Source organism: Rhizobium sp. 62_C5_N11_2 (assembly GCF_051811185.1).
Classification (GTDB): domain Bacteria; phylum Pseudomonadota; class Alphaproteobacteria; order Rhizobiales; family Rhizobiaceae; genus Rhizobium; species Rhizobium leguminosarum.
Window position 1 is genome coordinate 68230 of record NZ_JBPWPW010000006.1, and the last position, 14349, is coordinate 82578.

The following is a 14349-nucleotide window of genomic DNA, read 5'->3' on the forward strand; positions in this document are numbered from 1 at the left end:
GGATCTCGTCTTAAGGACGGTGAGAGCCGCGATCATGCGTACTCTGTGTTTGTTATGGGAGAGACCGTTCGTTGACGATTGGCCGGGCCTACATCATAATTCAAACGCATCGGGAGACCGACGCGACAACGACCTGCTGCCAAAACGGCGTTTCATTCCGATTATAGGACGTTGTCGGAGACAATCATTCCCGGCTTGCCGCGCCGTTCGATCAGCGTCGTCAGCTCGCGAGCAACACGACGACCGCGCAGATCGAGGTATTTGGGATTGCTGCCAGGCATTCACGCGTCACGTCGTCGACATTGAGCACGCGAAACCTCCTTCCGCAGGCGAACTCGTCGTGCACGAAGTCCAGTGACCAGCGGGCATTGGCCTTAGCTTCGACCAAGATCGGTGCACGGGTGCCGACAGCACGCCGTCTGACTTTCCGTTTGCGAACGGAAAGTCCGTAAGCGCCGTTTCCGCCCCATTGAATTGGCAGTATTTTGAGGCTTGTTGCCTATGCGAGAAGGTCTCCAGGAGTATCTGGAGATTTGCATGGCAGAAGAAGGATTTGTTGGGCGCTACGAAGTTGTCGAGCCGCGTCGTGGAAACCGGCGTTGGCCGGATGATGTGAAGGCGCGGATCGTGGCGGAAAGCCTTGAGCCTGGTGTTCGTGTTGTTGATGTCGCGCGCCGTCATGACGTTGTGCCGCACCAGCTTTCCTTGTGGCGCCGGCAAGTGCGCGAGGGCATTCTGGCCCTGCCTTTTGAGGCTATGCCGGACCTGGCGGAGAGCGGCGATGCCGAGCCTGCATTTGTGCCTTTGGCGATTGCGGCGGAGCCGAGCGAGGCTGTGAATATTTTGGCGCCGCCGCTGCCGGAGGCGGTTTCGTCGGTCTTGACGTTGGAGATCGGCCCGGATGTCGTGATGCGGGTTCCCGGCGATGTGCCGGTTGAACGTGTGGCGGCTCTGGTGCGAGCCATGCGAGGGACGGCATGATCGTCGCGGGCCAACGACTGCCGATCCTGATTGCAACGCGGCCGGTGGACTTCCGCTGTGGGCATCAGGCGCTGGCTCTGATGGTGCAGACCGAGTTGAAGCTCGACCCGCATTCCGGGGTGACGGTGATCTTCCGGTCGAAGCGCGGGGATCGCCTGAAAATCCTGGTGTGGGATGGCACCGGAATGGTGCTGATCTACAAAATTCTTGAACATGGAAGCTTTGCCTGGCCCAAGGTTCAGGATGGGACGATGCGTCTTTCCAGGGGTCAATATGAGGCTTTGTTCGAAGGTCTTGACTGGCGACGGGTCATGGCACAACGGGTGACCGCGCCGTCGGCGGCAGGGTAAATATCCGGCCGTCTTTGCATTGTTTTATTTGGATTTTTTGTGCTGCCTTGCTATAAGGCCGCATGTCGTCGCCCCTTGATCTCAGCCTGTTTCCGGACCTTCCGCCAGAGGTTATCAAAGCCTTTGCGGCGATGCAGTTCGAGCTTAAGGTCGAGCGTGCCGCACGCCAGCATGAACAGGCGGTGGTGGCCGAAAAGGACGCGTTCATCGCCGAGTTGAAGGAACTGATCGAGAAGCTTGAGGGGCAGGTTCACGACTATCGGCGCACGAAGTTCGGGCCGAAATCGGAAAAGCTCGATCCGGCGCAGATGGAACTGGCGCTGGAAGACCTTGAAACGGCGATTGCCGAAACACAGGCGCGGATCGCCGCCGTCGAGAAAAAGATCGACGCCAGCGCATCCGATCCGGACAAGGCCGTTCCTCGCAAGGAGCGTAAGGCCCGTGCACTGCCCGAACACCTGCCGCGGGTCGAGAGAGTGATCGAGCCCGAGAGCATCGTTTGTCCCTGCGGTTGCGGCAACATGGTCCGGATCGGCGAGGATCGGACGGAACGGCTCGACCGGGTCCCGGCACGCTACGAGGTGATCGTCACGATCCGCCCGAAATACGCCTGCCCCAAGGGTCGAACGGGCGTCGTCCAGGCCAGAGCGCCGGCGCATCTGCTGGAAGGGAGCTGGCCGACGGAAGCCCTCCTGGCTGAGATCGCCGTCGCCAAGCATTCCGAACATATGCCGCTCAACCGGCAGGCCGAGGTCATGGCGCGACACGGGGTGCCGATAGACCGCACGGTGCTTTCCGATTGGCTCGGGCGCACGGGCAGCGAAATCGCACCGGTGGTCGACTACATGGCCGAACGGCTGCTGTGGGAAAGCACTCGGCTTTATGTCGACGAGACAACGGCTCCGGTTCTTGATCCTGGGCGCGGCAAGACGAAGATCGGCTATCTCTGGGCTGTCCTGCGTGACGACCGCGGCTGGAAGGGCTCAGCCCCGCCGGGCGTGGTGTTCCATTATCGAGCAGGACGTAAAGGCGAATATGCCGCAGAAATCCTGGATGGCTTCAACGGCACAATCCAGGTCGATGCCTATGGAGGCTACTCTCATCTCGCCACGTCAAAACGCACGGGCGGCGACCCGTTGAAGCTGGCTTTCTGTTGGGCACACGGACGCAGAAAGCTGATCAAGGCCACACCAAAGAGCGGATCGCCCATCGTCGACGAGGCGCTGGTGCGGATCGCCGCGCTCTACAAGATCGAAGACAGTATCCGGGACTCAGATCCCGAACATCGCCGGGCGGTTCGACAGGAGCTGTCCCTCCCGCTGGTGGACGAGTTCTTCACCTGGCTGGCAGCACAGGCCAAGCGTGTCTCACGCAAGTCGGACCTCGGAATTGCCCTGGCCTATATGCTGACGCGACAGGACGGCTTCCGGCTGTTCCTGAACGACGGACACGTCGATATCGATTCCAACCTGGTGGAAAACGCCATCCGTCGCCCGGCCATGAACCGCCGCAACGCGCTCTTTGCGGGCCATGACGAAGGGGGACGGAACTGGGCCCGGTTTGCCAGCCTGATCGGCACTTGTAAAATGAATGGCGTTGAGCCCTACGCCTATCTGTGCGACCTCTTCACCCGCCTCGCAAACGGCCACCTCGCCAAAGACATCGATGCTCTGATGCCCTGGGCCTATGCCGCCCGCATCAAGGCCTCACAATGAGCTCATCAGGTACTCATCGGTGAGCTCATTTGACGGCCCGTAGACCAACCTCAGATCGCTGCAACTGAAAAATCAATGGGGCGCGGACGCCGCATACGAAAGTCCTTCCTGGCGGTACAGCCCGTAGACGCGATTGGCCCCGGACGATGGAACGGCTGATCTCTAGAATTCAGACGGACACACAGCCTTACTCAGAAATCGGGCGTTTGGGTATTACAAATGCAGCGCGTTATCAGTTTACCCGATACTCCTACGCCAGATATTGTGCGCAATGCGCATTACTTTTTAGCGCGAGACTGAGAAGACGGCTTCGCTCGCCTCGCTCGAAGTGAATTGAGCGAGCTTCGTGTGGAAAGGACGCGAGACTGATGGCAGATAATCCAGAGAACCAAAATCGACGAGAGCCTTTGATCGAGGAAAATCACACCACCTTCGACAATCTACCGGCTGAGATTCGCATGAATATCATGCGGCAGGCAATGCGAGGGGCGTCCCGCCCCGATATTGAAGAAGAAGCCTTCTTTACCGCTAACGCCTTGCGTCAAGCCAGTCCGAATTATCGGCAAACTCTCGTCTCCAATCCTGCAACGCTTGGAGCAAAGTTTCAGCAACTTGCCCGCGCTACTGTTCTCGGACGTGCGAACGTTGCAGTCCAGGAAGTTGGCGGCCCAGGGGACGAGCGAATGGCCGATAACGTCATCGCTAGACGCGGTCCCTTCCCCAACTCGCAGTCGGATAGAGTGCGAAAAGTAGGAGCTTTTCGCGACTCGATAGATTATGGGATGAGTGGTTCAGATGCCATTGCGCGCCACGGGGTTACGAATCAACAACATCAAACCGAAATTTTGAACGGCGAAGCGCATCGCCGACGCGCGCAGGACGCCAGTAGGGGGCTCGATGAACGTTCCCGTGGAGGGCGTGGGCTGTAACGGTTCTGAAGTAGCAGGTCAGGTCAATATCAATACTAGGAATCGGGAATCGGTAAGGTAGATATTGTGTAGGTTGCATCATTCGCCAATTTGACGGGGCTCGCGATGACAGATGAAGAGGGTGTGGCAATCCTATTTGCCGAGACGCGGGAGTGGCGGCCGGATCTGAATAACCCTGAGCAAGTGCGCTATGCGCGCCGCGCTTTGGCGCGGGGGCTCCTTATGAGCGAAGGGAGGGGCTTCCTACCACGACGCTGGCCGACGCCGACAGATTTCGGCGATCCTGAAACGTTAGCAGCTTGGCGGGGCTGCTTTGTAGCTATTCGCCTGGCCCAAAGGTCGATCGGGTCCCAAACACTAGCCTTTTACTTCGGGCGCAACCCCCCAAGCGAAGATGACGACCTGTGTAAGAAGGCGCCCGGCTTGAAAGAAGCGACGATGAGGGAGGAATTCGGACCCATCCTAGATGGAGGGGGAGCGCCCGGCAAACTCTACGTCTACGATGGCGTCAAAGGCACAGGACCTGGATTCCTTCCTTTTCGCGGCGCGATTGAATCGAGCGCGAAAAAACGCAACTATTTCCGGAATCCGCTGGTAGCGACCATCATCATTTTGATCTGCTTGGCTCTCTTTCGGCTAATCTCAAACTTAGCGTTTTGATTGAAAGGAGGCATGCCACTCGACACGATCCTCGTGAACATCTCCTGCAATCTCCCCTCCTTAATATTCTTGTTTATTAGATCAAGGCGTGACCAAAGGCTCCGATTGCGGCCGTCAATGCGTCCAGATCGCCGCATTCCAGCGTCACTCTCACACCATTCGGCGATGACGCGCTCATCTTCTAGGACACAACGGCCGTTCCTCTGTTCCTCTCCACGTTGACTCTTCACGATCCGTCGCGAGCATCTCAATGTCAAACTTGCTGCTCGCGGCGGCGATCTGAACCGGGATAGAGGCCGATGGCGAAGACGGCGGCAAAGGATGGGCCAGGGTGTGTTTCCTGATCCATTTCCAAACGAGGTTCGTGTTGACCCCGTGTAGGCGCGCGTGTTTCGATACCGATGCGCCGGGTTCAAGGCAGGCCGCAACAAAGCGTGATCTTTCGAACGTTGATCGAAACGGCGTCTCCCATTCCGACCAACCAGCCGCACAGCGAGTTTTTGACATTCGTCCATAACTTGGTGTCCACCTCTTTTAGGTGGACAGCTCTGGACGGAGCGATGACGCGACTGCTCCATTGGCTCGGGGAGGAGGATGCCGCGATCGGCAGCCTCAGTGAGATAGCCTCACCTAGCCCGTGCCTCGAAAACTCCCTACCGGGGGCTCTCCGATGCATTTGCGGCACGCCGGCCGGCCCTGGCGCAACCCGCTGGCTTTTCCCCAAGACAGAGGTCGTCACGGCTCAACATTTCAGATGAAGTCAAACACGTGTTTCACCGCCGCGATATCTTAGGTACTTTCGGATCGGGCCGAAGAACCAATCGGCGTCAGCCCCAGGAAAGGACTATCTCATGGCGGAGAGGAAAAAAGGAGCGCTCAGGTTTCTTCAGGCTATACTGGGCGTGAAAGTGGTACTGGCACACTTCAAGCCTCCGTCCGCTTTGAAGATCGGCGCTCCTATCAGCCTACCCAATTCACAGCCCTTGTCGCACCGCGCATTGCCTGCCCAGTCAAAGGAGGCTGATCCGGCAGCCGTGTCCGCTGTCGCCGAGGCTTTAGCGACCCTGGAAGGAAGGCACGGGCCGGGTCTGCAAGCCGGGTCACCCAAGCACTCGCCATCTCAGTCCCGAAGTCCGAACGCGCAGCAGAGCCGATCGGAAGCGCAACGCATGATCGCGGAAACGGAGAATACCCTGGACGGCAGGAATGGGCCGGGCGCTCACGCGCTACCCTCCTGGCCGTCAAGCCCGCAGGTTCTGCCGGCTGAAGCCGCGCGCCGTCGTGGAGGGGTGCTTTTTGGGCCGAAAGAGGCCGGGCTTGAAGGCCTGCGGGAGCGAACCCTTGCCGAAAAGAAAGCTGACTTCGAGAATATCAGACCCCTGAACGGTGCGCTGCCCCTTCCGTCCTGGGTTACGCCTCCCACGCCATCGAACCGCCTGTCGTCCGCGCGGAGTTCAACATCCTCGATCGAGAGAAGCGACGGTTTCTCCACCCGGCGAACAAGCATTAGCGGCGCGACGAGCCGCGCAAGCATGGAGACGACTGGTCTTCCATATCCTTCCGGCATCGCGACGGCGATCAGCATTTCCATTCACCGCCCTACAGGGCTGAAGAAGCTCAACGCCAGTGCGCCGGGTCGTACACCGGAAAAACTTGCATACGCGACTGCCGGTCAGGTTTCCGTTCACGCCGGTCTGAAGCCCACTAAGATCGAGATAGTAACATCCGGCCGTGCGACGCTTGCACCGACGGAGCTGCTATCGGACCGGGGCGAGCGTTCCCGGGAGAGAGATTCCCATAGCCGCTAAGGTTTGCCGAGGTTCCCGGACGCGTCGGTCAGGCAGGAGAGAATCGTGGAAGACGCGCCGAACATTCCCAGCCGAAGCGCCGCAGCCAGGCTGTTCCCGCTCCGGCATCTATGTGAGTCCGTAAGGCGAAGATCTGATACGGACTCTCGCTGATAGAAACCTGTAGGATGGTCCTGTGCCGGTTTCTGGTGAGACGCAGTGCGCAGCGCTGCCGGATCGGGCAAGTATACGACAACGACCAAGACCGGCACAGGACCACCTTCGACAGGGGTCTCGGGTCTTCTGGCGTCGAGGCTCTTGACCAATGCGAATGGCAGGGGCAGCGATCGTCAAACGTATAAGGCTCCCGTTCGGCTGCGCCTTCAAGACTTTCATATGAGGGGAGGACACCACTGGACGAGCGGACATGCCGAAGACCGGCTAAGTCCATGCCAGCGCCCGACAAAAGGCATTCGTCCTGATCTCCAAGCGTGTTAACGAATAGCCCCGAGTTTCGTAGACACCCTCGGGTTAGATTTTCTGCTGCTTCTCAAACTCCACTGGTGACAGCATCCCGGGCCTGACCAGTTTGCGTTTCGGGTTGTAGAACATTTCTATGTAGTCGAACACGTCCTGGCGAGCTTCATCGCGTGAACAGTAGACCTTGCGAGGTATCCGCTCTCGCTTCAGTAGATTGAAGAAGCTCGGCCACCGCATTGTCATGGCAGTTGCCGCGTCGGCTCATCGAATGAACCAGATAGTGGTGTTTCAGGAACGAAGCCCAATCCGTGCTGGTGAACTGCGAGCCCTGGTACCAGTGGATCAGCACCTGGTTCTTCGGCGTGCGCCTCCACGCGGCCATGAGCAGAGCCTGCAACACGACGTCCGTGGTTTGGCGGCTCTGCAGTGCCCAGCCGATGACCCGGCCGGAATAGAGGTCGATGACGACGGCCAAATAAGCAAAACCTTCGCACGTCCGGATGTAGGTGATGTCCGTGGAGCCGCTACGTCAAACTGCCGGTCGAGCGTGTTGTCAATAGCGACGGCAGGACCGCCGCCATAGATGCCGGGATGGCGTTTGTAGCCAATCTGCGCCTCCCGGCAATGCGGGTCAGACGCAACCCGGTTCGGGCAGCACATCTCGCCCTGATCGAGAAGGTCATCGTGCAGCTTGCGATAACCGTAGCCCTCGCCGCTTCTTCCCATACCTTCAGGAGCAGATCGGTCTGTTCACTTTGCATCCCTCGCGAAATACGGGCTGCTTTTTTTAGGATATCTCGCTCCTCGGTGACGCGAGCCAGTTCCTTCTTCAGCCGCCTGATCTCATCGGCCTCGTCGTTGCCCTTTGCGTTCGACCAAACAAACTTCTTCTTCCATTCGTAGAGCGAATGCTGGCTGACGCCGAGAGGGGCTCCATGGGCATTTCTACAATAATACCCGCTAAGGGAATTTGAAGTTGTTTGGATTGAAGCGGTTAGCGCGGATCGGCCTGAAGCGTTCGAGGGGGCGGTCAATTTCGTTCCAGAGGTAGTCTCCGGTCAGCGCGATATGTGCCCAGGGCAGCGGTGCGACCTGGGAAAGCACCTCGTCGGGCATGACGATGCCCTGGCTGCGGATATAATCGACGGCGCGGCTGAGATAGACGGTGTTCCATAGGATGATGGCGTTGACGACGAGGTTGAGGCCAGACGCCCGGTAGGCCATGGTTTCGGCGACGCGGTTGCGCAGTTCGCCGAGCTGATGGAGGAAGACGGCGCGTGCAAGAGCATGCCGACTTTCACCCTTGTTGAGGATCGCGTGTGATCTGCGGCGCAACTTCGTGTCGAGCAGCCAGTCGCAGATGAAGATTGAGCGTTCAATCCGGCCCATTTCACGCAGGGCCTGGTTGAGCCGGTTTTGCCGGGGTGATGCTGCCAGCTTCTTGAGGATCACGGATGGCGGCACCAGACCTGCAGCGATCGACGCTTTCAGCCGCAACACCTCGTCCCAGTGCTGCTCGATGACATCCATGTTGACCGTTCCCGCGATCAGCGCGTCGAGCGGTCCGTAGGCCGGGTCTGGATCGATGACGAAGAGCCTGCGATTGCCGAGATTGCGGATACGGGGAATGAGCCTGTAGCCGAAGGCGTGGAACATGGAAAACGTCGTTTCGGTGGCGCCGGCCGTATCGGTTGCGTGCTCATGGATTTCGACGGAGCTCTCGTTGTGAAGAAGACCGTCGAGCACGTAGGGCGCTTCGCTTTCGGACGCCTGGATCATGCGGGAAAAGAAGGAGGCGAAGCGGTTGGACAGGAAGCCATAGATCGACGCACCCGGCCGTTTTCCGTATTTTGCATTGTAGTCGAGACTGGCTTCGCCGCGCCCGCCGGCCGGAAAGAACTGCCCGTCCGAGGATGAGATATGGCCGTCGCCCCAGACTGCGGCGAAGGGATGGGCCTGTTGGGCATCGACCAGCACGGCGGTCGCTGTGGCATAAGTTTCCGATCGCAGATGCCGGTCCACCATCAGCATCATCTGATGGATCGTGACGCCGCGCGAACTTTCCGCCATGCGTTCAGCGCCGGCGTTCGTAGCGTCGGCAAGGATCGCGGCCATCAGCGCCGCCTCGTCGTTTGCCGTCTCACCGGTGCGGTAGTGGGTGAAGCTGTCGAGGAACCTGGTCCAGCTATGGACTTCGGCGAGCAGGCTGGTGATCCTGATCCGCGGGACCAGAATATAAAGCCGGCGGCTGAGCGTGACGATCCTGTCGCGGTCCTCCTCGCGGATCGGCGAGATTGACAGACCCTTGTCGGATATCGCCGCATCCGGAATGGCGTTGGCGGCGGCCGCCTTGGCCAGCTCTTTCAATTTCGCGTCGAGCGTGGCGGTGCGCTCAGTTCGCCATTCGGCAAAGCTGTCAGGGATGGCAAGCCCGAGCCGCCCTTCGGCGCGCATCAGGGCGAAGATCGGCCGAGGCAGAAGATAATCCTCGAAACTGCGCCATGCCCGGCTGCCATCGACCCATATGTCGCCGGCCCGTAGACGTTCCCGCAGGTGAACGAGCACCGCCACTTCCCAGGCGCGCAGGTCGATATGGGTGCCATCCGAGCGCACACGCCGTCGCCATTTGCGGGTCATAAATGCGAGCGACACCTGCGCGGGCAATTTCCGGCCATCGTACAGTGCACGCAGATGGTCCACTGCCGTCAGGATCGGGTCGTCGGGACGGAACGACCGGAACGAGAACGTGCGGAACATGAGTCTGCCCAGCTTGCGCAACGATTTGTGCCGCTCAATGAGCTCGTCGAATTCGTCACTGCGATCTGGGCGCACGACAGAGGCTGCAGCCGTCATGCTGGCGATCAATCCGTCCCAGCCGAGGGAGGTTGCGATCGCGGATGCAAAATCGGTGTTACTCTCACGGGCGGCGAGAAGAGCCTCGCCGAGCTTGAGATGATTGAGCGCCACCCCATCAAGAACGTCTGCCTCTTTCAGCCGCCGCTCCTTGCGGCTGATCTCGGCCTTGCGACGGGTGCTGCCGATCAATTTGCAGAACATGTCGATCGCGAGGTCGGTGATCGCCGCCTGCTTTTCGATGACGAAGGCGGTCAGCGTGGCGCAGCGACGCTCGGATGTCAGGCGTCGTATCTCGCGTGCATGCAGAACGCGCGCGTCCCGGGCGATGATACCATAGCGGTTGGCATGGATCGTCTTGCGACGTTCATCGGAAATGGTGGCCGCATCAAGAACCTCGAGGCGGGCGATCAGGCCCTTGAGGTTTTTCAGCTTCGCTCCTTCAGGCGCCTCCGCGATCCAGCCGAGGTGGCTCCGATCGCCCGCCCGCTCAGCGAGAAGCTGATCAAGCGCTTCGATAGACGATTGCTCCAGGCCCCGGATCAATTCGCGATAAGCCTGTCGGCGTGCCGCCGCCCGGCCGGCCAGTGCCAGACGTATCAGCAGCTCCGGCACGGGAACGAGCAGCATCCTATCCTTGAGTGCTTCGATCACCGCCTTGGTGATCGGCGCGCCTTGCTCGGTCGCGGCCGCCTCACGTGCAGCCACGGTGATCAGTGTGCGATAGTCGCTCGCCCGAACAGGCTGGAGGTCCAACGCTGCGACGATCTCGCGCGCATGCTCGCGGCGTGTTTCCTCCCGTTGGGCATAGAGCCCGAACACCGCAGGGTCGATGCCAAGCTGGTCGGCGACAATAGAGACGACCGCCTGAGACGGGACTTCTCCTGGACGCAGCGGACGCCCCAAATCCCGGACCAGCGCGAGCTGGATTGCAAAGCCCAGCCGATTATGCGACCGGCGATGCGCCTTTGCGAAAGCAATATCCTCAGCAGACAGAGCATAGCGCGCCAGGGCTTCTTCATAAATGTCAGGCGGCTCGAACAAAATGGTGCGCGCCTGCGCATCGAGGAAGGACATCGGTCACATCAGCCCTTAATGCGAGGTGTCGGGCGAATCTTTCTTCCCGGACCCGGTCCATCCAATCCGTCTCAGTGTGTCGATCAGCGTCGAGCGCGGTACCTTGAACGTCCGGCACACGGAGGCCTTGCTGGCGCCAGCTTCCAAAGCAGCCAGAACCTGCTCGACCTTTTCCGCATCGATCGCCGGAGGCCTGCCGCCCTTGCGGCCGCGCCGGCGCGCCGCAGCCAGGCCGGCATTGACCCGCTCCGTAATCAACGCTCTCTCGTATTCGGCAAGCGTGCCGAATAGGTTGAACAGAAACGAGCCGTGCGAATTCGTCGTGTCGATCGCCTCCGTCAGAGAGCGGAAGGCGACGCCGCGTACCTTCAACTCTTCAACGATACGGATCAGGTGAGAGAGCGACCGGCCTAACCTATCGAGCTTCCAGACAACCAACACGTCGCCCTTGCGCAATTCCCCGAGGCAGGTCTTCAGGCCCGGCCGATCGTCGCGCGCTCCGGAAGCGCGATCTTGATGCAGATGACGCTCATCAACCCCGGCCGCGATAAGGGCATCACGCTGCAAGGCAACCGATTGGCGCTCATCACTACTCGACACCCGCATGTAGCCGATCAACATGTGCGACAAACCTCAAATCAGGAATTGTCGCACAGTCTCACATTCCGACAGGGTTTGTCGCGCAGAAAATCGCCATCCTACGACGCCAACTTCACCCTGCGACGGCGCTGCGCGGAAATCATGTGTTTTCCGTCAGCCACCAAAAGCAGCTATATGAAGGCGCTACCGTTCGGGCCGACATATTCGGTGTTGAACCCATCCTTTCGAGCTGCGCGCAGAAAGGCATTCGCATCCGATAGATCGATCCGTTTTCCGTGGTCGCAAAGTTCCACGTGGTTGGCGCGCAACCAGTAAGATCCGCGGTCGCTCACCACGCGCACCTGCCAGCCGCCCTCGTCTGGCTTCTGCAACCGAAAGTCAGGAACCTTGCCATCCTGAATACCGGCACTCTCTGCCGACCGGCTTTCATTGGCTTTAGGGGTGGTTGCTGTCGTCGCATGTCGCATCGGATGTTCCTTGGATTTCTGGGTGCAGTGATCTCTTCGCTATGCTCTTCTTGCTGATGTCGGCTGGTGGGTGCCGCAGACGCGTGACCTAGTTGGCGGCGGACAAACGGATAGTGGCTCGTATCGAGACAGTCGTTGCGCTGGATCAAACGGCTAGATTTTTCCGGACTGCCGGCTGCCTCGGTCATTTTCTTCTGAATGGCCTCGGTGACGTCTTCCACCTGATGAAGCAGGTAGATAAGGCGACCCTCGGCATCGAAGATGGGAGTGTTCACCGGCTTCCAGAATTTAGTCACGAAGAGGCCGCTGGTGTCCCGGACATCGTACCTTTGGATACGCATGGCATTGGAAACGCCATCCTCGGCGGCATGTTTAAGCGATGCATAGAGATTGCTGACCCCGTCTGCCTCTTCGTCCGAAGGGTTGTCGGGGAAGACATCGAACATGCAACTCCCTGCAACCTCGGCGGCAGATGTCAGAGTGGCATTTTCGTACGCGGCGTTAATGTCGACGATGTGCAGTCCCTTGCGGGGGTCCAGCAGGAGGTGGGGCTTTGACGAATGCTCAAATTCGTCACGGAAGATTCTCCGCTGTACCTCCGCGTGCAATGGATCGATCTCCACACCGAAGCCACTCACTGCTTCGAGGATCGCCAGCTCTCTCAGAGCCGGCGAGAGCATGACCTTGAGGAAGTGGGTGTCGTGCTCGTTACGTGGCTCCAGCAGCCGCGCGCGAAACAGGTCGATATTTTGCCTGAGAATGAACCGTTGCACAGCAGCCTCCCGGCTCCGTCTCCATTAATTCTCGTTCTGATCGACAACTGCACTCCAGCCGCTGGTTTTGCGCCATCTTAATCGCTGAAGCTGAAGCCAAGGAGAGCCGCCCTTAACGGCATATTCTAGAACGAAGTTGGCGTCCCGTTCCGCAGCCGCCTGGACGCCTTGCTGCCTCCGTTTCAAGGCGCCCCCAGCTTTCAGCCCGCATACCGTCCGATCCGCCTTTTCCGGTTCACTGGGACCTCCGCCTGATCACACCGATCATTGGCTAAAGGTCAATGTCGCGGCATGATTGCGAACTCATGAACCGTGCAGTGAGGTCGACGCAACTCGAACTCACTGAGCAACTTCAATGACTTTCGAACAACATCCTCGCCACGACATGGATCTGCTGCCACTTCCTCACTGCTCCCTTCCAACCGGGCACTGAGAGCCAGAAGCAGCTTCCAGACCAGATCTCCATCACGCTCAGCGATGAGGGCGCAAGCATGAAGTTTGTGAGCGAGTGCCCTAAGGATGGCCTGCCTTTCTTCGACAGGCATCTTTTCGAACGGCAGTGGGGTAGTCATAACGTTCTCCCACGTGCACTTTCTCGAACCGACCAAGCAACGTCCGCTTCCAGTGCCAGCCGCAAGTCGCCGATCGAGCAAACTATGGTTTGGACGCGTTCATTCATGGGAACCCCGCTGATCGCAAACTTGTGCAGCTTGCTCTGCGCTCGTGGAGGGTTGGGGTTCGTAATAGGCGTGGCGGTCCTTGGAGCGGGAACCGTTGTTCTATCGTCGTTGAGAGATCTACGTCTCATCATATCTACTCCTACCGTCAGGCAAGAGCGCGTATAATCTCCCAATCGGCTCTGCCCTGGAAGAATAGGCCGACAGAGTATCCTACGCTGCAAAATGCAAATGACCTAATTTATTTCCATTCGCTCGGCTGCGGTATGGCCGAACAGCCGTTCGGCCGCCTTGTTCGAGGTCCTGATAACGCCCGTCAGGCTTTTGCTGACGATCGCGTCGGAGGACTTGACAATGGCGGCCAGAAGGGCCGCCCCGTCATGACACGGGCGCGAATTCTTCACGCTTTCCTCCAGCTCGAGCAACGTCATTCAAGTCCGAAGCTCGACAAATTCGATCTGCTCATCCTCGACGATTTCGCCTATGTGACCAAGCACCAGGCTGAAACGAGCGTGCTCTTCGAACTCATCTCCGCGCGCTACGAGCGGCGATCACTCATGCTCACCGCCAACCAGCCCTTCGGTGAATGGAACAGGGTTTTCCCCGATCCCGCCATGACACTCGCCGTCGTTGATCGTCTCGTCCACCACGCAACAATCTTTGAGATGAATGTCGAAAGCTGTCGGCGTCGATCCGCGATGGAAGCCAAACGCCAGCGTGGCAGACCCGCTTACTTCGCGACAATGAAAAATGCCGCTATCCATTATTCTGCAAGGAGTCGTTTTCGCCTTGCAATTGCGTCCAGCCTCCCCATTTGAGATATAGTAGCAGCCACGGAACGGGCGCTGCTTTTTAGAGCCGCAAAAAGCTCTAGCCCCAAGCGGGAGGACGCGATGTCTTCCATAGCAAGAACTTCCAGACACGAACGCGCAATGCGATTCCTCAGCGGCTTGAGATACGGGGATTTCGTCATGAAATCGATCCCGGTCATGGCTGTCGC

General features: G+C 59.1%; 11 protein-coding genes and 4 pseudogenes. 7 read left to right on the forward strand and 8 right to left on the reverse strand.

Features of this window, described 5'->3' with window-relative positions:
- Positions 1-170 precede the first annotated feature (170 nt).
- Positions 171-448, reverse strand: a pseudogene (locus AB8B31_RS35050) (DDE-type integrase/transposase/recombinase); the annotation flags it as partial.
- A gap of 89 nt (positions 449-537) precedes the next feature.
- Here AB8B31_RS35050 and tnpA (AB8B31_RS35055) point away from each other — a divergent pair.
- The 5 genes from tnpA (AB8B31_RS35055) (at position 538) to AB8B31_RS35075 (ending at position 4635) form a co-directional block, all read left to right on the forward strand.
- The gene (gene tnpA / locus AB8B31_RS35055; protein WP_077976416.1) at positions 538-981 is read left to right on the forward strand and encodes an IS66-like element accessory protein TnpA; all 444 of its coding nucleotides are present in this window, start codon (positions 538-540) and stop codon (positions 979-981) included.
- Positions 978-1331, forward strand: coding sequence for an IS66 family insertion sequence element accessory protein TnpB (tnpB, locus tag AB8B31_RS35060; RefSeq protein WP_077976417.1), 354 nt, complete (start codon positions 978-980; stop codon positions 1329-1331). Before tnpA (AB8B31_RS35055) ends, tnpB begins: the two co-directional genes overlap by 4 nt.
- 62 nt (positions 1332-1393) lie before the next feature.
- A complete protein-coding gene (tnpC, locus tag AB8B31_RS35065) occupies positions 1394-3046 on the forward strand; it encodes an IS66 family transposase (RefSeq protein ID WP_439007688.1) in 1653 nt (550 codons plus the stop codon).
- A 368-nt stretch (positions 3047-3414) separates the two neighbouring features.
- Positions 3415-3975, forward strand: coding sequence for a hypothetical protein (locus tag AB8B31_RS35070; RefSeq protein ID WP_439007703.1), 561 nt, complete (start codon positions 3415-3417; stop codon positions 3973-3975).
- A gap of 105 nt (positions 3976-4080) precedes the next feature.
- Complete coding sequence (locus AB8B31_RS35075; RefSeq protein ID WP_439007704.1) at positions 4081-4635, forward strand: hypothetical protein; 555 nt, start codon at positions 4081-4083, stop codon at positions 4633-4635.
- A gap of 76 nt (positions 4636-4711) precedes the next feature.
- Here AB8B31_RS35075 and tnpA (AB8B31_RS35080) read toward each other — a convergent pair.
- Positions 4712-5150, reverse strand: a pseudogene (tnpA, locus tag AB8B31_RS35080) (IS66-like element accessory protein TnpA).
- A gap of 654 nt (positions 5151-5804) precedes the next feature.
- Here tnpA (AB8B31_RS35080) and AB8B31_RS35085 point away from each other — a divergent pair.
- Positions 5805-6443 carry a hypothetical protein gene (locus tag AB8B31_RS35085; protein ID WP_439007705.1) on the forward strand — a complete coding sequence of 213 codons (639 nt, stop codon included), beginning with the start codon at positions 5805-5807 and terminating at the stop codon, positions 6441-6443.
- A gap of 510 nt (positions 6444-6953) precedes the next feature.
- Here the strand turns inward: AB8B31_RS35085 and AB8B31_RS35090 are convergent.
- The 6 genes and pseudogenes from AB8B31_RS35090 to AB8B31_RS35115 form a co-directional block, all read right to left on the reverse strand.
- A pseudogene (locus AB8B31_RS35090) lies at positions 6954-7888 on the reverse strand (IS3 family transposase).
- Positions 7863-10832, reverse strand: coding sequence for a Tn3 family transposase (locus tag AB8B31_RS35095; RefSeq protein WP_113207722.1), 2970 nt, complete (start codon positions 10830-10832; stop codon positions 7863-7865). Before AB8B31_RS35095 ends, AB8B31_RS35090 begins: the two are co-directional and overlap by 26 nt.
- 15 nt (positions 10833-10847) lie before the next feature.
- Positions 10848-11453 carry a recombinase family protein gene (locus tag AB8B31_RS35100; RefSeq protein WP_113207723.1) on the reverse strand — a complete coding sequence of 202 codons (606 nt, stop codon included), beginning with the start codon at positions 11451-11453 and terminating at the stop codon, positions 10848-10850.
- A gap of 307 nt (positions 11454-11760) precedes the next feature.
- Entirely contained in the window at positions 11761-12672 is a 912-nt protein-coding gene (locus AB8B31_RS35105) for a PAS domain-containing protein (RefSeq protein WP_439007706.1), read from the reverse strand.
- Between the two features lie 278 nt (positions 12673-12950).
- Positions 12951-13244, reverse strand: a complete 294-nt coding sequence (locus tag AB8B31_RS35110) for a hypothetical protein (protein WP_113207725.1) — start codon at positions 13242-13244, stop codon at positions 12951-12953.
- Between the two features lie 341 nt (positions 13245-13585).
- Positions 13586-13780, reverse strand: a complete 195-nt coding sequence (locus AB8B31_RS35115; RefSeq protein ID WP_113363160.1) for a PAS domain S-box protein — start codon at positions 13778-13780, stop codon at positions 13586-13588.
- Positions 13781-13786: 6 nt separating this feature from the next.
- Between AB8B31_RS35115 and AB8B31_RS35120 the strand changes: the two are divergent.
- Positions 13787-14167, forward strand: a pseudogene (locus AB8B31_RS35120) (ATP-binding protein); the annotation flags it as partial.
- Between the last annotated feature and the right edge of the window lie 182 nt (positions 14168-14349).

Bases quoted from the DNA above. Each gene is read 5' to 3' on its own strand.
- tnpA (WP_077976416.1), top strand. From the start codon at position 538: ATGGCAGAAGAAGGATTTGTTGGGCGCTACGAAGTTGTCGAGCCGCGT.
- tnpB (WP_077976417.1), top strand. From the start codon at position 978: ATGATCGTCGCGGGCCAACGACTGCCGATCCTGATTGCAACGCGGCCG.
- tnpC (WP_439007688.1), top strand. From the start codon at position 1,394: ATGTCGTCGCCCCTTGATCTCAGCCTGTTTCCGGACCTTCCGCCAGAG.
- AB8B31_RS35070 (WP_439007703.1), top strand. From the start codon at position 3,415: ATGGCAGATAATCCAGAGAACCAAAATCGACGAGAGCCTTTGATCGAG.
- AB8B31_RS35075 (WP_439007704.1), top strand. From the start codon at position 4,081: ATGACAGATGAAGAGGGTGTGGCAATCCTATTTGCCGAGACGCGGGAG.
- AB8B31_RS35085 (WP_439007705.1), top strand. From the start codon at position 5,805: ATGATCGCGGAAACGGAGAATACCCTGGACGGCAGGAATGGGCCGGGC.
- AB8B31_RS35095 (WP_113207722.1), bottom strand. From the start codon at position 10,832: ATGTCCTTCCTCGATGCGCAGGCGCGCACCATTTTGTTCGAGCCGCCT.
- AB8B31_RS35100 (WP_113207723.1), bottom strand. From the start codon at position 11,453: ATGTTGATCGGCTACATGCGGGTGTCGAGTAGTGATGAGCGCCAATCG.
- AB8B31_RS35110 (WP_113207725.1), bottom strand. From the start codon at position 13,244: ATGACTACCCCACTGCCGTTCGAAAAGATGCCTGTCGAAGAAAGGCAG.
- AB8B31_RS35115 (WP_113363160.1), bottom strand. From the start codon at position 13,780: ATGACGTTGCTCGAGCTGGAGGAAAGCGTGAAGAATTCGCGCCCGTGT.